The 18,333-nt window shown below is 62.4% G+C and carries 13 protein-coding genes and 1 tRNA gene; 5 read left to right on the top strand and 9 right to left on the bottom strand.

Annotated features, from left to right (window positions below; translation table 11 throughout):
• Positions 1-111 precede the first annotated feature (111 nt).
• Genes ypfJ through AX672_RS00685 form a run of 3 tightly spaced genes read left to right on the top strand, consistent with a single transcriptional unit; the run spans position 112 to position 1,764 of the window.
• On the top strand, positions 112-1,035 hold the full coding sequence (gene ypfJ, locus AX672_RS00695) for a KPN_02809 family neutral zinc metallopeptidase (protein WP_066646791.1): 924 nt from the start codon (positions 112-114) through the stop codon (positions 1,033-1,035).
• A gap of 43 nt (positions 1,036-1,078) precedes the next feature.
• On the top strand, positions 1,079-1,309 hold the full coding sequence (locus tag AX672_RS19240; protein WP_066646788.1) for a type II toxin-antitoxin system Phd/YefM family antitoxin: 231 nt from the start codon (positions 1,079-1,081) through the stop codon (positions 1,307-1,309).
• Positions 1,306-1,764 (top strand): PIN domain-containing protein, encoded by a 459-nt coding sequence (locus tag AX672_RS00685; RefSeq protein ID WP_066646784.1) that lies wholly within the window; start codon positions 1,306-1,308, stop codon positions 1,762-1,764. Before AX672_RS19240 ends, AX672_RS00685 begins: the two co-directional genes overlap by 4 nt.
• A 7-nt stretch (positions 1,765-1,771) precedes the next feature.
• Here the strand turns inward: AX672_RS00685 and AX672_RS00680 are convergent, their stop codons facing one another.
• Together AX672_RS00680 and AX672_RS00675 are read right to left on the bottom strand one after the other, a co-directional pair.
• Positions 1,772-2,761: an NADP-dependent oxidoreductase gene (locus AX672_RS00680; RefSeq protein WP_066646778.1), complete on the bottom strand. Its 990-nt coding sequence runs from the start codon at positions 2,759-2,761 to the stop codon at positions 1,772-1,774.
• A 124-nt stretch (positions 2,762-2,885) separates the two neighbouring features.
• Positions 2,886-3,947 (bottom strand): DUF2171 domain-containing protein, encoded by a 1,062-nt coding sequence (locus AX672_RS00675; protein WP_066646775.1) that lies wholly within the window; start codon positions 3,945-3,947, stop codon positions 2,886-2,888.
• 189 nt (positions 3,948-4,136) lie between these two features.
• On the opposite strand from AX672_RS00675, the gene AX672_RS00670 reads away from it, so the two are divergent.
• Positions 4,137-4,212 (top strand) — tRNA-Ala (locus tag AX672_RS00670).
• A gap of 171 nt (positions 4,213-4,383) precedes the next feature.
• On the opposite strand, the gene AX672_RS00665 is transcribed toward AX672_RS00670, so the two are convergent.
• The 4 genes from AX672_RS00665 to AX672_RS00650 form a co-directional block, all read right to left on the bottom strand.
• Positions 4,384-6,525 (bottom strand): TonB-dependent receptor, encoded by a 2,142-nt coding sequence (locus AX672_RS00665; protein ID WP_066646773.1) that lies wholly within the window; start codon positions 6,523-6,525, stop codon positions 4,384-4,386.
• 391 nt (positions 6,526-6,916) lie between these two features.
• Complete coding sequence (locus tag AX672_RS00660) at positions 6,917-8,512, bottom strand: alkaline phosphatase D family protein (RefSeq protein WP_066646770.1); 1,596 nt, start codon at positions 8,510-8,512, stop codon at positions 6,917-6,919.
• Between the two features lie 96 nt (positions 8,513-8,608).
• Positions 8,609-9,385: a helix-turn-helix domain-containing protein gene (locus tag AX672_RS00655; protein WP_202189198.1), complete on the bottom strand. Its 777-nt coding sequence runs from the start codon at positions 9,383-9,385 to the stop codon at positions 8,609-8,611.
• A 179-nt stretch (positions 9,386-9,564) separates the two neighbouring features.
• Positions 9,565-10,533, bottom strand: a complete 969-nt coding sequence (locus tag AX672_RS00650) for a S1/P1 nuclease (RefSeq protein ID WP_168727271.1) — start codon at positions 10,531-10,533, stop codon at positions 9,565-9,567.
• Positions 10,534-10,800: 267 nt separating this feature from the next.
• Here AX672_RS00650 and AX672_RS00645 point away from each other — a divergent pair, with 267 nt between their 5' ends.
• Positions 10,801-14,163, top strand: a complete 3,363-nt coding sequence (locus AX672_RS00645; RefSeq protein ID WP_066646765.1) for a TonB-dependent receptor — start codon at positions 10,801-10,803, stop codon at positions 14,161-14,163.
• Between the two features lie 226 nt (positions 14,164-14,389).
• Here AX672_RS00645 and AX672_RS00640 read toward each other — a convergent pair whose 3' ends face one another.
• The 3 genes from AX672_RS00640 to AX672_RS00630 are packed head-to-tail and all read right to left on the bottom strand — an operon-like array spanning position 14,390 to position 18,332.
• Positions 14,390-15,514: an SPASM domain-containing protein gene (locus tag AX672_RS00640; RefSeq protein ID WP_066646764.1), complete on the bottom strand. Its 1,125-nt coding sequence runs from the start codon at positions 15,512-15,514 to the stop codon at positions 14,390-14,392.
• Complete coding sequence (locus tag AX672_RS00635; protein ID WP_202189197.1) at positions 15,514-16,815, bottom strand: glycosyltransferase family 87 protein; 1,302 nt, start codon at positions 16,813-16,815, stop codon at positions 15,514-15,516. Before AX672_RS00635 ends, AX672_RS00640 begins: the two co-directional genes overlap by 1 nt.
• Before the next feature lie 35 nt (positions 16,816-16,850).
• The gene (locus AX672_RS00630) at positions 16,851-18,332 is read right to left on the bottom strand and encodes a glycosyltransferase (protein ID WP_202189196.1); all 1,482 of its coding nucleotides are present in this window, start codon (positions 18,330-18,332) and stop codon (positions 16,851-16,853) included.
• Position 18,333 lies beyond the last annotated feature (1 nt).

The following is an 18,333-nucleotide window of genomic DNA, read 5'->3' as shown; positions in this document are numbered from 1 at the left end:
CAACGCCCGTTCGGTGGCATGCGTCCAAGCCGCGTCTGATCGCTTGCAACGCCGCGCCGAGTTGCGCATTCATGCCGCGTAACGAGACCCGTAAACGACAAAGGGGCGGCAATGCGGCTCGACGATTTCGACAACGACATTGAAGTGGGCGACCAGCGCGGCCAGGGGGGCGGCTTCGGGTTTGGCGGTGGCGGCGGCGGTGGCGGCTTGCTGCTCGGGCTGCTCCCCTTCGTGTTCAGCCGTTTCGGCTGCGGCGGCGTCGCGGTGCTGCTCGCGCTGATGTTCTTCTTCGGCGGCGGTCTGCCGCTGCTGTCGAGCGGGGGTGGCGCGCCGGAATCAGGGCCAGTTGCCTCCGCCCCGCCCGCCGGCACTGGTCAGGGTGGGGCGGCCGAAGCCTGCCGCGTCGATGCCGCCAGCAAGGCTGCCTGCGATGCCTTCAGCTCGGCCAACCGCACCTGGCGCGCATTGTTCCGCCAAGCGGGCCAGCCCTATGACCCGCCATCGCTGCAATTCTACGGTGGATCGGGCCGGTCGGGGTGCGGCGCCGCGCAGGCAGCGATGGGGCCATTCTATTGCCCCGGCGACCAGGGCATCTATCTCGACACCAGCTTCTTCGACGAGCTTGCCAATCGCTTCGGCGCCAAGGGCGACTTTGCCGCCAATTATGTGATGGCGCATGAATTCGGCCACCACATCCAGAACCTGCTCGGCACGTCGGGCAAGGTGCAGCGCGCGCAGGCGCGGGCCAGCGAGCGCGAAGGCAATGCGCTGTCGGTGCGGCTCGAGCTGCAGGCCGATTGTTATGCCGGCGTGTGGGGCGCGCTGAACCGCGACCGGCTCGACCCCGGCGACATCGAGGAAGGGCTGACGGCGGCGAATGCGATCGGCGACGACACGCTCCAGCGCGAAGCGCAAGGCCGCGTGGTGCCCGACAGCTTCACGCATGGCAGCAGTGCCGACCGGATGAAATGGCTGAAGCGCGGACTCGACACCGGCGATCCGGGCAAATGCGATACGTTCAGCGAGGGGATTTGATCGAGCGATTGCTTTTTTAGGTTTTAGCACTAAATTCTCCAGCATGGACCGGGCAATCTCAGCGAGCGACGCTAACCAGCGCTTTTCAGAAGTGCTGCGCGATGTGGCCGATGGCGAAAGCTTTACCGTTATGTCGCGGGGTCGCGCCGTGGCACGCGTTGTGCCGATCGATCGCCAAAGCGAAATGCGCGCAATCGAACGGTTGTTGGCGTTCGTCGAAACTTTGCCCATTTGCACTGCCGGCAATTGGACTCGCGACGATTTATACCAATGAAGCGCGTTGCGCTGGACACCAACATCCTCGCCTATTTTGTCGGCGTCAGGCGCGTTGCCGAAGATGACGCCAAAATTCACATTGTTCGGAGACTGATTGCGGATCTCGCCAGCGCGACGAGCTTGATTGCGCCTGCGCAAACGCTCGGAGAACTGATGGTCGTGTTAGCGCGTGCGGGGAAGAGCGCAGCTGAAGCGCGGGCTATTGTTCTCGAAATTGCCGACGGCTTCGGCACGGCAGCGAGCGAACGTCAAACCGTGGTCGCAGCAGCCGACCTGATGGTCGACCACGGCTTTCAGTTCTGGGATTCGTTGATCGTAACGGCCGCGATCGAGGCCGGGTGCACGCTGCTGTTATCCGAAGACATGCACCATGGCTTTGTCGTGCGCGGGTTGACGATCATCAACCCGCTCGCGAGCGAGCGGCACCCGAAGCTTTCGACGCTGGTCGGTTAGACCTTGATCACACCCGCACCAGCATCTTGCCCTTGTTGCCACCGCTGAACAGGCCAAGGAAAGCATCGGGCATCGCCGCCAGCCCTTCGTGCACCGTCTCTTCGCGCACCAGCTGCCCGCTCTGCAGCCAGCCGCCCATCTCGTTGTAGAATTCGCCGGCGCGGCTCATGTAATCGCTGACGATGAAGCCCTGGATGCGGATGCGCGCGCCGATGATGCGCGCGGCAAAGCGCAGCTGGGTCGGGGCGCCAGTGTTGTACATCTCGATCATGCCGCAGATCGCAAAGCGCGCGCGTTCGTTGGCAAGGCCCAGCGCCGCGTCGAGATGCTCGCCGCCGACATTGTCGAAATAAACGTCGATGCCGTTCGGCGCGACAGCGGCAAGCTGCTTGAGCAGCGGCGCACCGTCCTTGTAATCGATCACGGCATCGGCGCCGAGCGAGGCGACCCAGGCGCATTTGTCGGCGCCGCCCGCCGAGCCGATCACCGTCATGCCCTTGGCCTTGGCAATCTGGACGACGGTCGAGCCGACCGCACCTGCCGCAGCCGACACGAATACGACGTCGCCGGGCTTGGCGCTTGCGACCTCGAGCAGGCCGAAATAGGCAGTCATGCCGGGCATGCCGAGCTGGCCCAGAAACGCCTGCGGATCGACGCCGAGTGGCGGCAGCTTCTGCGCCTGCCCCGCCGGGATCACTGCTTCGTCGCGCCAGCCGGCCATGTGCAGCACGAGATCGCCGATCGCATAGCCATCGGCCGTGCTTTCGACGACTTCGCCGACCGCGCCGCCCTGCATCGGCTCGCCGAGCGCGAAAGGCGGGGTATAGCTTTTCACGTCGTTCATCCGCCCGCGCATGTACGGATCGACCGACAGCCAGCGGTTGGCGATGCGCAGCTGGCCGGGCTCGAGCGCGACCGACGGCAGGTCGACCAGCGCGAAATTGTCGTGCGTCGGCGTGCCGGTGGGGCGCGATGCCAGTGTCCAAGCCTGAGCCATGCAGTCTCTCCTCAATTTATGATTTCAACTGTGAGCCTAGGCGTGAAGCGTTGCGATGCGCAACGCAAAAAGGGCCCGGGCGGCAAGCGCCCGAGCCCTTGATGGCCCCTCAGCAGATCAGCGGTCAGCTGCCCGAAAAGCCGAAGGCGCTGCGGCTGTCGTCGTCGCTGGCGCGCTCTTCCTCGCGCCAGTGATCCATTGCCGCCTGCGCGGTCTTGCGGATCGTCACCTTGTCATCGACCGTCTCGATCCAGCGCGACGGAATCGAATGATGCTTGCCGTCGGCGTTGGCATCATTCTTGGTCAGGATGATGCGGTCGCCGCGCACCTTGTCGACCGTGCCGACGTGGACACCGTCCGACCCGACGACTTCCATATGCTCGTGGACACGCGACAGCGACGAGCGCTGCCCCTGGCGCTCGTTGCGCCAATTGTTGAATTCGCCATGGAACTTCGCCTGGTTCTCGCGGCGATATTCGGCATAGTCGCGGTCGAGCGCATCGATCTGGCTGCGGCGCCAGCTATAATAGTCATGGTCGTCGCTGGCGTCGAAGCGCTGGTCGAGATCGCGGCGCCGCGCGGCATCGTCATCGCCGAACCAGCTGCGCACTTCGTCCCCTGCACGCGCGATGAAGCCGCGTTCGTCGCGGTCATAGACGTCGCTGCCGCCATAGCGCCGACCGCGATCATCGTGGCGATGCTGATTGGCGCCGCCGTGGCTCCGCTTCACCCAATTATCACGCCCGTAATCGGACTGATCATAACCGCCCGCGCGGAAGCCCTGGTCGTAGCCACCTTGGCCATAGCCGCCCTGCCCATAGCGCTGGTCCTGATCGGCACGCTGGCCATAAGGACCATAGCCCGACGCGCCACGCCAGTCCGGCTCGCCGCCCCCGCTGCCACTTGGCCCGCGGTGGCGATCGACATAGCCATAGCCCCGATCACGGCCCGAGGCGTAGCTGCCGCTGCCATAACCGCGATCCTGATAGCCCCGATCACGGTAATCGCTGTCCTGATAGCTGCTCTCGTGCTGGCCGCGATCCTGATCGAAATAGCCGGCGGCGGCGTAGCGGCGTGCGCTTGAGCGATCGCCGGGCCGGGCGCCATAGCCATAGCGACCGGTCGCGTCGGATGTGTCGAAATCGCCCGGCTGGTCGGCATTTTGTTCGTTGCGGGAATAGCCCATCACACTCTCCTTGAGGCAAGCAGAATGCAGCCGCAGGAACGCAGCTGCCTCCTGACCAACCAAGCTTTGGGCGGCGCGATGGTTCCGGGATTGGGCGCTAATGACGGGCGGCTGGGCGTGCACGTCCGCGCCCCAATCCGGCAGTTGCGTCGCTCGCGCGGGGGCGCTAATGGCGTCCGCTCCGGCGGCGGGGCTGTAGCTCAGATGGGAGAGCGCTGCAATCGCACTGCAGAGGTCAGGGGTTCGATTCCCCTCAGCTCCACCAGCCGCATCAATGACTTGTCGACTGGTGATCGCGCCGGACTGACCGGGTGGCGGTAGGCTGAAGTTTGAGCGCCCGAGGCGGATCCTGATTTGCGGCCCCGTCGACCGCACTGACAGGATCAGTTGGCGGCAGTGAGGGGCCTCCTCACCACCGCCGTCCCCTGTTGGCTGGTTACAGGCCGACCCGGAGCGTGACCCGGACATCGCGACCGGCGAGCGGTGCGAAATCCTTTAGGAAGCTCGAATGGCGCCGAGCGATTTGGTCGAACAGATTGTTCGCGCTGACCAGAATCGTCGTGCGACTGTCCCGCCCGAACGGCGCAAAAGCGATGGACGCATTGACCAGCGTGAAGGCGTCCGTTGACGTCTCGAACACCGTCACTCGGTCCTGCTTGAACGAATGCTCCACTTCGATACGGCCGGACAGCTTGTCTCCCTGCGCTTCGACACCGCCGAGCAGGCGGAGCGGCGGAATGCGGGGCACCGGCCCGCCATTGGTAATGTCTGCCCGGACATAGTCGGCGAGCATGTCGGCGTTGATGGTGTACCCGCCAAGGCGTGCGACGCGAACCGAACCCTCGACTTCGAAGCCATAGTAACGCGCATCGGCCTGCTGATATTGGAAGCACGGCAGATCGACGTCGCGGCCCGATGGCGCGGCGGCGGTTTCGCAGACTGACTGATCGACCTGATTTTCCGAAATGTAATTCGAGAACCAGTTGTAATAGGCCGACGCATCGAAGCTGAACCCGTCGCCATGGGCGTGAATCGTCGCTTCAAGCCCCCAGCTTTTTTCGAGCGCGAAGTTGGGGCTACCGAGTTCATAGGCCTGGGTGCCCGCATGCGGGCCGTTGGCGAACAGCTCTTCACCCGACGGCGCGCGTTCGGTGCGCGACCCGTTCAGGCCGATCCGGATGGCATCGGTGACGCCGTAGGAAACGCCCAGCGATCCCGAGACCGCATCGAACGTCCGCTTGCCGCCGAAGAAGCGGAGGTCGTCCGATAGCGTCTTGGCGCTGAGCGTCGTGCGCTCGTAGCGCACCCCGCCTTCGACCCGGACGCGTCCGGTCTCGAAGCTCTGGAGGGTGAAGAGACCGATCTGGTCGGTTTCGTTGCGCGGCAGGAAAGCTTCGTCGCCCACCACATTGAACTGCCGGTTGAAATATTGCACGCCCGAGGCGCCACGCCACCCGCCCCGGTTGGCCTGGACCAGCTCGAGCCGCCCCTCGATCCCGTTATTGAAAAAGGCGGTGCCGATCGCTCCGTCGGGCTCGAGCTCGAAATGGCGATAGGTCGCATGGCCCGCGCGAATGCGGATGCGGTCGAGGAAGTCGCCACCGGTCTGGACCTCGCCCCGCAGATCGACGCGATTTTGCACCACGTCGAGCCGGGGCGCTTCCTGCTCTTGCCCGACCTGCGTCGCAAAGCGGATCGGCACGCCGTAGAGGCTGTTATAATGGCTGTAGCTGATGCCGAGATTACCCGTATCGGTGATGATCGAGGCGCCGACACCGGCGGTCCAGGTCTCGGCGGCCGAGTTGGGCAGGCGGTTGCGCAGATTGGCGGTCGCCGCGAAGTCGATCGGCTCCTCACCATCGGGCACAACCTGCGGCAGCCCCACTTGCGAAAGGGCTGCGGCGCGGGCCTGACGCGCGAGGAGGAAACCACTGCCGGTGCGCAGATCGTCGGTTCTCAAATAGGAGCCGTCGGCGTGCAGCACCAGCTTGCCACCGATCGCGACATCGCCTGCGCCCGCGAACGAACGTTCGTTCGCCGCCGAGCCATAGGTACCGATCGCGTCGAGGCGGTAGCCATTTTCGGGGATGGCGCGCGGGATGCGGCGATCGAAAACGTTGACCACGCCGCCGACGGCGGACGAGCCGAACAACAGCGCAGCCGGACCACGCAGCACTTCGACGCGCTCAGCCAGCAACGGATCGATGACGACGGCATGGTCAACGCTGGTATTCGATACGTCGATCGATCCGATTCCGTCGGTCAGCACACGGATTCGCTCGCCCTGAAAACCGCGGAGGATGGGGCGCGAGGCATTGGGACCGAAGCTGGTCGCCGACACGCCGGGCTGGCGCGCCAGCGTTTCACCGATCGTCGAACGAAGCTGGCGCGTCAGCTCATCGCCTTTCAGCACCGACGTGCCCTGCAGCACGTCGCTCTCGCTGGTGTTGATCAGCGCCGTTACAATGACTTCGGTGCCTTCGCGTTCCTTGCTCGCATCGGCCGGTGCAGTCTGCGCCATTGCCCCGGTCGAAAACGCAAGCGCGATCAAACTGCTGCCAAAACACGCCTTCTTCATATCATTCTCCCTGAGTGCTCCGGGCGTTAATGGTAATAGTGTATCATATCAATCCCTCACAACGAGTGCTGGCAACGATTGAGCGCATTTTGTCTGATTGGCTCCGGCAAGCCCCGGCATGCGGGGAAGTGCCTCCGCCCGGCACTGCACGCGACTCCCAGCGCTTGACGCTGTCATCCGCCGTGCGTCTGGCTTTCGCTCCCGCGCTCTATCGTGGCGTGACCACAATTGGCCGTCGGTGGAGATGGCTTCGGGGGGACCAGCCATCGCGGCACCGGCCTTCCGGGGCCTGTTCAGCCGAAACCAAACCTGCCGCAGGGATTAACGGCTCTTTACCGGCGGGCAGCCGCTGTCGATCCGAACGGCTCATTGCGGATTTAGCAAGCCATCGTCACGCCGCAACCAGCTTTGGCTCGCCGGCCGCCACCGCCAGCTTTATCCGGGTCGTTAGCACACCGCCGGGCGCGCTAATCTTGTCGAGGACGCGGAACTCGCTCTGCCAGCGCTCCCGCGTGACATCGCAAACGACATAGCCACGCTGTGCGTTGTTGAATTTGAGCTGCGGATTGTTCGCTTGCACCCATTTCGCGTCAGCGCGAATATCGGTGCCGTCGCCGCCCGATGTAATTGATGTGGCGACGAATTCAGTCGCTATGGCTCGGGGGCCGGGCTGGCGACCGTCGAGATGAAGTTCCCCGGCATAATTCTGGTGCTCATCGCCGGTCAGAACCACGACATTATCGATTCGCCGTTCCTGAATGCCGCTGAGCAACCGTGCGCGCGGTACGCGGTAACCGTTCCAGCTATCGAGGTTATAGGTGATGCCGGGATCCGCGCTGCGATCGAGGTCCATGACCATCACCTGCTGCGCCAGCGTTTTCCATTGTGCCTTGGACTTGGCGAGCCGATCGACCAGCCAAGCTTCCTGCTTTGCGCCGAGCATTTGCGCGTCGGGACGCGTTGCGCCGGGGCAATCGCTCCGCCAGCGATCGCCGCAGGGCTGATCGGTCCGGTACTGGCGCGTATCGAGCAGGTTGATATCGACCAATTCACCGAAGGCAATCTGACGGTAAAGCTGCATTGCTGGCCCGATCGGCAACGAAGCGGCACGCAGCGGCATATGTTCATAATAGGCCTGGAGCGCCATCTGACGGCGCAGCGCAAAGATCGCTGGCGGGGTATCGTCCTGATCGAGTGCGTCGGCCCAGTTATTGTCGATTTCGTGATCGTCATAAACGACCAGCCAGGGCGCCGCAGCGTGCGCTGCCTGCAGATCCGCATCCATCTTATACTGGGCGTAGCGCCGACGGTAATCGATGATCGAGTAAATCTCGTTACCTTCGTGCCGCCGGATTGGCTCGACCGGGCCTTCACGCGTCTGGCGTAGCCGATCGCCTCGCCCTTCGTAGATATAGTCGCCGTAGCAGAAGACGAAGTCGATCTGTTCACGCGACAAATAGCGGTGAGCAGTGAAAAAACCCTGTTCGTAATGCTGGCAACCTGCAACCGCGAAGCGGACATGGTCCAACCGCGTGCCGATTGCCGGGGTCGTCATTGCCCGGCCAACGGCACTGCGCTCACGACCAGCAATGAACCGATACCAATAGGGCCGACCAGGCTTCAAACCGGCCACTTCGACATGAACGGCATGGCCAAGCTCGGGTCGGGCGAGAGCTGTTCCCTTCTGCGCGATCATCCGGAAGCTGTCGTCTTCGGCGACTTCCCATTCCACCGGCACCGCGAGCGCTGGCATCCCATGGTCGATCGCGAGCGGCTCCGGTGCCAACCGCGTCCAAAGCACGAAGCCGTCCGGTGCAGGGTCGCCGGATGCGATGCCGAGTTGAAACGGATAGCGCAGGAAAATCGGATCGGCCCATGCCTGTGCCCAAGGTCGATAGGCCATGGCTGCCACTGCCGCCGCGCCAAACCCGCGCAGCATGGCCCGACGTGACAGTGCCAGTCTTGCGATTCTCACATTATCAGTCATGTTCGTGCCCCCATATCTCGATGTGAACCCTAAACTGCGCTCGACGCCCGCTGCATTTGGGTAGCAGCCGACGCACGACGCGAGAACTTGTGACCGTCATCGGCCTTGTCGGCCCGCTTGCTTCAGCCAATGGCCCGGCGTCTGGCCAATTTGCCGCCGGAACGCGGTCGTCATGTGACATTGAGAACTGAACCCCGCGTGTCGAGCGATGACATCTAGCGGCAGCCGATCCTCATCGCGGAGCAGTTTACAAGCCAATGCGACGCGCTGTGCGACAATATAGTCATGCGGCGTGCGATTGGTTGCCTGGCGAAAATGGCGAGTCAGCGAATCGATCCCCATGCCGGCAATTACCGCCAGATCGCTGAGCCTGATCGACCGGGCGACATTGGCATGAATATAGTCAATGCAGCGAGCGATGCCGGGGTGCTTGCCTGCGCAGCTGGGTCGGCGGATGTGCTGCGCGATGTTCGACCAGCGAAGCAGTGTTTGCATGATATACTGGTGCGACAACGCCTCCAGCGTGAGCGCGGCAACGCCGTCCGGCATGTCGAATGCCGCATTTATCGCTGCCCCGATCGACTGCAGCGGATCAACCATGGCGGGCGTCGGCGCGATCGCATAATCGATCGCTGCCGTATTCACGATGTCGCTGAAGAGACTGTCAACCACCTCGCCATCAAACGAGATGCCGATGAACTTGTGCAAGCGTGGCCGGTCAGGACGATGGGTCGATGCGCGAAACAGCGAAGCCCCTTTGGGTGCGAAGCCCGCCGACCCTGCCGAAAAGCGTACCGACTGACGCCGATCGCTGTCGAGCGCAAAATCGGCATCGAAATCGTTGACGCAGAATTCCGCTACGTGCCGTGGCACAACAAGGTGCAACTCAAACTCGGGCAAGCAGCTCCGCTGGATGCCGATCTGGTCGAGGTAGATCCGGTCGCCCCATATCGGAAACGCCTCGCAGGGCCGATTTGCATCCCCCCATTGCCACGGCGATTGCCGCGCCGGGCGTCGGATGTCGATAGGCAGGTCTGCCGCACGTCCCATGATCAGCGCGCCGTAAACATGCGGTTCAACACCCCGGCGAGGCGCAGCGCCGCCTGCTTGATGCGCTGGCGGACGATCGGGATGTTCCGCTGGTAATAGGAATCACCGAAAACATAGGCCGGACCGACGCTCGCCCCGGCATAGGCCAGGCTGCGAGAGCGGACTAGGTCATGGCTTTCCTGCGCCCAGGCAAGCGGGGTACTTTCCACAAACGGCAGCACGTCACCCAGAGCCAGCTCATGGTCGAGCTCATCGACAAGCAGCTTCCAGCGTTCACCGTCCGGTGTCTGGGGCCAGCGATCACCCATGTGATCAAGCAGGATGTCGCTGTCCCAGACGCGATGCAGGTTGCTGGTCCGCTCGCCACGCCAAAGCAGTAGAATCTCGTTGCCGCCGCGATTGCCCTTGATGCTGACATGGAGCGGCTGATGAAGATCGCCGACCCAGTGCGCAAAGAATTTGAGCGCTTCCAGCCGCATCATGTCGGGCCGCATGCGATCAGCAAGAATTTCACCGTGCAGATTTATCGCATTGGTCACACACCCGTCAGTCGAGCAGTCGGCAGCATCGACGATGCGATCGTTCGGTTCGAGCGCAAGGATGTGGAACGGCGCCGTCTCGGGATGAGTCGAACCGCGCACGCGATCTGCCCAGGAGCAACTGTCTTCGAAGCGCTTAAAGTCGGAATCCAGAGCGATCAGCCGATCGATTTCGGCGCGCGCGGGGGTGCTCAGGTGGCGATAGGCGAGCGCGCAGATGGCGCGGTGGCCGTCTCCTCCGAAAGCTATTGCGGGCGCGACTGGCAATGCAACCGACGCTGCGATTGCGCTAACGATAATCCAGAACGTTTTCATAAGCATCCTCGGGGGCCAGTGCGGAGACCACCTAACAGCCGAGTAATGTGACGAAAAAAATTCAATCGGCCAAACTTTCTCAAGTACACGTCCTTGAATGTCTCGATAGCGTGCCAATTCGATATGCTCGCGATTCGATCATGCAGCATTGGCTCAATGAGCGACCGATCCTATAAATGCGCGCAGCAGTCGTGGCTTATTCAAGGCTGCGGCGATCACTCAGAGCTAACAGCGCCCATCGGCAGCACTCGATTTAAAATTACATAATTTCGTGAAACGCTGCCCATCAGAGTCAGCGATGTGTCACACCGTCTTCTTAGCGACGGACGCCGAGGAAGCGGGAGAACCCGCGAATCGCCTTGATCTTAAACGGGGACACGGAAAATGACTGTTCGACGCACCTTCGCCCATCGTGCGGCGCTGCTGCTTAGCTGCAGCGCTATCGCCAGCGCCATTTTGCTGAACGCATCGCCTGCCCATGCGCAGGTGACGTTCGGCGAAATCGGCGGCGACGTGGTGCTTGAAGACGGCAACCCTGCCGCGGGAGTGGAAGTTGAGATCGTTCACCAGCCGTCCGGTACGCGATCGCGCGCGATCGTTAATGGCAATGGTCGGTTCCTCGTTACAGGTCTGCGTATTGGCGGTCCGTACATCGTCATCGCGCGTGGCGACGGACTCGACGATGACACGGTAAGCGACGTTTACGCGACGGCAGGCAGCCCGGTTGAGGTCAAGCTGGCGCTGCGCGCCAAAGGTAGCGCCGACGTGGTCGTCAATGCAGTCCGCCAAGTGCAATATGGCACGGCACGTCGCTTCGACGAGAACGACATCCAGAACACCCAAGTCGTCGAGCGAAAGCTACAGGAAGTCATTCGCCGCGATCCACGCGCCTTTGTCGACCTTGCCGAACCCGATGACGATCAGGGTGTTTCGATTCTGGGTTTCAACACCCGGTTCAACAATATCGTGGTCGATGGTGTATCGCAGATCGACAGCTATGGTGACAATTTTACAGGCTTGCCGACGCGCCGATCGCCGATTTCACTCGACGCAATTGCCAGCCTGACGGTTGAAACCGCGCCGTTTGACGTGCAGAATTCGGGTTTTCAGGGCGGCCAGATAAACATCCTGACCAAATCCGGCGACAACAAGTTTCATGGTAGTGCATTCTACCGGCGCACGGGTGGATTCCTCTCGGGCACTTTGTCCCGCCCTGTGTTCGGCGAAACCGGTCAAGTCGTTGCGACCGATACAGTGGCACAGCGTGAGCCGGAGGATAACTGGGGTGTCACGCTTTCCGGACCCATTATCAAGGACAAGCTGTTCTTCACCTTCAGCTACGAAGAGTTCAAGCAAAACGAACTTCTCGGTACCTGCCCGACCGGCATCGCCTGCGATGACCCGAATGAACTGATCACCAACGACCAGTATGAGACTATCCGACAGGCATCGATCAACACCTACGGCTTCGATCCTGGCAGCTTCAACGACATCCTGAATCTTCCTGATGGCGAGCGCAAGTTCCTCGGCAAGCTCGACTGGAACGTGACCGACGGCCACCGCGTGGCAGTGACCTATCAAAACACGCAGTCAAGCTCGGTCGGCTCATCGGCGCCCGGCGGGCTAGCATCGCCGTCGAGCTATGTCTCGTTTACAGCCAGCCAGCCGGTTGTGCTGTCAGCGCAATATTTTGCAGACTGGTCGGACCGGTTTTCGACCCAAGTGCGCGTCGGCTACACCAAAACCCGCCGCGTCTCCCAGCCGCTGTTTCCAGCGGCCGGCAATATCGGGCTTGTCCAGATCCAGGGCTTCAACGCGAACAGCTTCGGCCAGAATGGGCTGACCGTATCGCTCGGCATCGACGACGACGACCAGAATACACGATTTGAATCGGAACGGCTCCAACTGCTGTTTCGCGGATCATACAAGCTCGGCGATCACCGGCTGTCCTTTGGCTATGAGCGCGACGACCGCAGCATTTTTGACCTCGACGTGCCGGCTGGTAGCGGATTGTTCGTCTTTCAGGACCCCGACGGCGTCGACAATCCCAATATCGCTGGCGTTCAGGGTGGCCCCGGCACTGCATTCCAGCAATTCCTGAACCGCAATGTGGGCTTCGTGACGGTGGCAGGCCCGGTCAGCGGAAACCCGCTGGATGCTGCGACCAATTTCACTCTCGTTCAGGACAGTTTCTACCTGCAGGACGAGTGGAAGCCGACCAACAATCTGACACTTCTGTTCGGGCTGCGATACGAACGGCTCAGCACGGGCGACGTGCCGACGCTCAATCCGTTTTTCCGAGCGCGCTATGGCTTTACCAATCAGGCAACGCTGGACGGCAAGGAAGTCTTTCAGCCGCGCTTTGCCTTCAATTACCGGCCAGTGCAAAACACCACTGTTCGTGGTGGCGTCGGCGTGTTTGCAGGCGGTGTACCGCTGGCGTTCTTTGGCGAAACCTATCAACAGACTGGCATCTCGACCTTCAATACAACGGTGCAGGGTGCCGCCGTCAATCCGCTCGCCAATTTCGAGCAGCTGCCGCCTGCGGCCATTGCCGGACTGGGTACCAGCCAGTCACGATTGACCGAGGGTACCGACAGCAGCACCTTCTTCCTCGACCCCAATTTCGAAATCCCACGAAACCTGCGTTTTCAGCTGGCCGTCGATCAACGGTTCGATCTGCCTCTTCTGGGCAACAACTGGCGTTTCTCTGCGGAAATCATCCACTCCGAGATCCTGAAAGCGATTCAGTTCCAGGATATACGCCTGCAAACCATCGGCACGCTGCCCGGCCTGAATGTACCGCGTTTCGCGGTTGTGCGCACCCCGCTCGACACCCGTCCGGCGCGACCGACCAACCGGTCGGATGGCGTGGCGGCGCCGCAGGATATTGCGATCACCAATACCAGTCGCGGTCGCACGACCGTCGTTTCATTCAATCTCGACAAGCGCTTCGATTTTAAGCGTTGGGGTACGCTCGATATGAATGTCGGCTATGCCTACACCGACGCCCGCGACGTATCGCCGGCCAATGACACCGACAATCTCTCAGACGTTTTCGAGACCGGCGCCTTCGACAACATCAACAATCCGTCGGCCGCCCCCTCGATCCAATCGATTCCCCACAATCTGGTCCATTCGTTCAACTATGAGAAAAAGTTCGACAGCGGGGTGAAGTTTCGCTTTTCAATGTTCGGCAATTACCGCGCAGGGCGGTCGGTGTCGTTCGTACTCGGCAACGTCGGCCAGGCAACTGCTGGTTTCCAGACCATCCAGCCCGGCTTGTCGGACCGCGCGCAGGACCGGCTCGTTCCATATCTGCCGACCGGCCCGAACGATCCGTTGGTGCGTTACGGCGCGGGCGCGAGCTACGAGGAGCTCGCCAACATCATTTCAGCGTTCAACCTGCAACGCTTTCAAGGTGGTCAATTGCCCCGCAACAGCATTCGTGCCGGATCGACCTATCAGCTCGATCTAAACGCGCAGATCGAAATCCCGAGCCCTGTGCGCGGTCGCTGGATCATCGATGTCGGCATCCGAAATTTCCTGAATCTGTTGGACAACCGGGCCGGCCAGATCAACCGCTATTCGATCCGTGAGACACTTTATGACGCCGTTTTCGACACGGCCACGAACCAGTATGTCATCACGAATATCGATGACGGCAATGTCCCGCTCACGTCCGAAGAGCGGATCAGCACCGGCTCGGTTTGGCGTGCGCAGCTTGGCATCCGCTATCAGTTCTGACCAATGAACTGGCCCGGCCACTGCCTAGCGACTCCTTTGGGAGCAGTTGCGCAGGGTCAGGCCGCCCCACCTTTGCCGAAGGCGGTTGGCCCGCCGATCTCCAACGCCTCAGTCTGGCTTTGGACGCGGTATCAGCCTCCGTTGGCCATGATCCTGTGGCCGCAATCGCGCCGACGAACCAAGGCATCAACTTAGGCCGGCAAGCGACGGGCGACCGGGCGCGCGGTCAAGGTGTCGTTGCCGGACAGTCCGGTTGCTCGACCTGCATGCCAAGCGTTGATCGTCGGGCGGCAAGCCGCCGCAGGCGGCGCTCGGCAAGCCGGGCGCCTAGCTGATCGGCGAAGAAGCGGTCGCAGCCAATGCAGGGATTGGCAAATGCGCGCCCGGTCGGATCGATCGTCTCGGCAGCCGAGCGGAAATCTTCGCGGGTCCAGCCGGTGGTGACACCCATGGCCTCCGGATCGCCTCGATTGATTGCCTGCAACGCAGGATCGCCGCGCAAATCGTCGAGGATATCTGTCAGCGGTTCTTCGGCCAGGTTGCCGATCGGCGCCTTGGTCTTGATGCAGCAAGGATAGAGCGACCCGTCGGGCTCGATGGCCACTTCGGAACCAGCGAGGCCGATGTCGAGAAAGCCTTTGCCCCCCGACCAGCGTTTGCAGAAGTTGGTGCTGTAATCGGCGTTCGACAGGCCGTTGATCCAGGCGCGACCGCGCGGCCACAGCTCGCCGATCCACAAATCGGGCTGGGCACCGAAGAAGACGAAACTGGGGCCGTCGGCCCGGCGTGGACGCCGCGTTGGCGGCGACAATGAAGGTGCGGCATCGGCAACGGGCCGATCGCGCGCCAGGCCAAGATCGACTTCGGTAACGCCGTGGCGGGCCATCATCGCCCGTACCCGTGTCATCAAATCGAACTTCGCCTGGCCGGCATGGCCGACGTGATAATCGTCGATGCTGGCGATCGCGATCGAGCCGACACCGCGCTCGAGCATCGCAGAAATCATGTCGTCAGTGAGGATGTCGCCGGTCGTCTGGACCGCAATGCGCGGTCCATTTTCGCCCCAACGATCGGCGATGGCTTCGAGCAACGGATAGAATAGTCGCTCGCGGACGCCGTCGATCAACAGCTCGCCGCCAGCCAAAACCAGGTTGGTCGGATGGGATAGGCCTGCGCTGTCCCGCCAGCGCATCGTATCCGGCAAGTGGCGAAGGATCTGTGAGTAGGCCTTGGCCCCTTCCGCAATCACACGGTCCAACGCCTCGCGGACATAGGGCCGGAAGCGATCATCATAGCAATGCGGGCATTTGCGGTGACATGCCCAGGTCACGACCCAATAAATCGACTGCATCAGGCCTCTCGATCCGGCGCCGACGGCTGCAAGCGTGCGCGTGCGGCGTCGATTGCCAAGCCAGCTATCCACCCCGCGCCGATCAGCATCAGCGGCCAGATGGCTGGCATCCAGACGCCGTCGCTGACGAAGCGGTCCCGCACCTCATAGACAAGCGGCGACAAGGTTAGCCAGCCGATCAAGGCGACGCTTGGCCTTAGCGCGGCCAGCGGCACCAACGCCATCAGATACCAGGGGAATGCGACGGGACTGAGCAGCAACGGCGTCGCCATCGCAACCTGAGTGGCCAACAGCGGCCGCGTTCGCGCCAGCAGCAGCGCGATGCCCAGCAAGACAATCGCCAGAATCGCCAAGGCGGTGATCAGCCCCGGCGGCGACAGCTTTGCTTCCAGCAAGGTGAACAACGGCGACCCGTTGCGCCACTTTTCGAAAAACACGGGCAAGCTGCCGATCGGGTGCCAGCCGATCGCCAGCGCCGCACCGTAGATGGCGGCCACCATGCCGATCGCCGCGGCACCCATCCGCAACGCAGCCCGCCAGCCCATCGCCAGCCCGAGCCCGATCAGCGCGGCGGCAGGCAGCAGCTTGATGCACGCCCCAAAGCCGAGCAGTGCGCCAACAAGGCCGGGCCGCCTGGCGTCGAAAGCCAGCAGCGCGGCGACAATGACCAGCGCGATCAGGCTGTCGACATGCGCGCCGACCCCGGTTTCCAAGACAAGCAGCGGCGACAGTGCGACCAGTGCCAGATGGCGCTCAAGCCCGTGCCGCCGCAGCAGCCGATGCGCCAGCGGGACAGTCGCGATGCCGGCAATGCTGGCGAGCAGCTTCCAAGCCCACACGCCCCAGACCGGCCCGGCCAGCGCCGACCCCGCAAAAGCCGCCAGCGCGACCGGGGGATAGAGCGTCGGATAGGCCGCATGTTCGGGGGGCGTCGCCCAGATCGCACGCAAGTCCGCCACCATCGGGTCGGCCGGCGGCACCGAATAGGGATCAAATCCCGCCAGCGCGACCGCGCCATCCCAAAGATAGCGTTCGGCATCGTTGCTGCTCAGCATCGGCGCGGCGATCAGGATCAAACGCGCGGCGATGCCCGAGATGGCGATCAACCGCGCCTGCGCTGCGCCGCCTCCGGCCCAGGCCGCGAGCATGGCCACGGTCAGCGCGGCGTGGACGACGATATAGGCGGTTCCGGTCCGGGTGGGCACCGTGGAGCCGATGCCATAGACCGCAAGGCACGCAACCAGAAAGCAGCCACAGGCAACCCGCGTGACCCACGGGCCAGCAAATGATTGGGCAGTCATCGATTCGGGGCGCCCGGACAACCCGGCGACGGCCTTCACGCGGTTGCCAGGCGACGCGGTAGCCGCGCCTGAATGGTGCTGGCACCAATGCTGAGAAAGCTGAAAGCGAACAAAATCGCAAACGGCGCGCTGAGCCAATATTGTTGCTGGATCAACCAGATGCCGCCAATCGCAAAGGCGACGCCAAGCCCGATTTCGGTCCATTCCCCCAAGTGCGAACGCGCGGCGCGATAGGCAGCATTGGCTCGGACCACCACCGCCTTGCCGATGCCGCCATGCTTGGGGGTGCGGACGAAGTCGCTGCGTACGCCAAGCAAAGCCTCAACGACTGCACGGCCATTGTTGAGTGCCAGCCCGATCAGCATCGGGATCAGAAAGGCAATTTCGCGCAACCGGGCGCGCATGCCGATCCCCAATACGCGCTGACCGAACAGGAAGAAGCTGAGATGGCTGAGACTGGCGAGCGCAAACAGCGGCGCATCGATCCACAGGAGCGCATCGAGGTGATAGGCTTCGCGAAAGGCAACGCCGGGACCGAACAGCACCAGACATTCCAGCAGAATGAAAAGGTACGACAGGTTGCTGGTCAGGTGGACCGTTGCCTCGACTTTGACTCGCAGCGGCAGCTTGGCGCGCCAGATCGCCGGAATCAGGCGCAACATCACTTCGATCGAGCCCTTGGTCCAGCGATGCTGCTGCGTCTTGAACGCATTCATGTCGGCGGGCAGTTCGCTGCGGCAGATCACTTCGCCACGATAGACGAACCGCCATCCGGCCAACTGGGCGCGATAGCTGAGATCGAGATCTTCGGTCAGCGTGTCGGCTCGCCACCCACCCGCATCGCTGATCGCCTGTTTGCGCCAGATGCCCGCGGTCCCGTTGAAGTTGAAAAAGAGGTTTCTTGCCGCCCGGCGGCTTTGTTCGATCGCGAAATGGGCGTCGAGCAGCACTGCCTGCGCGCGGGTGATGAGATTGCTCTCGCGGTTGAGATAGGCCCAGCGCGCTTGCACCATCGCGACGCCGGGATCGGCGAGCGGATCGATCAGCGCCCGCAGAAAATCTGGAGCGGGAACGAAGTCGGCGTCGAGGATCAGCAGAAACTCGCCGTTCGCGCGTTCCAGTCCATATGCCAGCGCGCCTGCCTTGAACCCGCGTCGATCGGGCCTGATGATGTGTTCGATGCGGATGCCCCGTGCACGATGATAGTCCGCCCTGGCCGCTGCAATTGCGGTCGTTTCGTCCGTCGAGTCGTCGAGGATCTGTATTTCGATCTGGTCACGCGGATAATCGAGCGCCACAGCGGCGTCGATCAGCCGTGCGATGACGAGACGCTCGTTGAAGACCGGCAACTGGACGGTGACCCGTGGCAAATCGTCAAAACGCCATTGGGTTGGGCGCTGTGCTGGCGACCGCCATTGCAGATAGGTCAGATACAGCCTGTGCGCGCCAAGCACCCCCAGCATCATCATGATCAGATAATGCCCGGACAGGAAAATGATGGCAGCGGCGTCGCCCACG

The sequence above is a fragment of the Sphingomonas sp. CCH10-B3 genome (genome assembly GCF_001556185.1).
Taxonomy (GTDB): domain Bacteria; phylum Pseudomonadota; class Alphaproteobacteria; order Sphingomonadales; family Sphingomonadaceae; genus Sphingomonas; species Sphingomonas aquatica.
The sequence above is the reverse complement of the archived record's forward strand: the minus strand, read 5'-3'. Positions and strand labels throughout refer to the sequence as shown.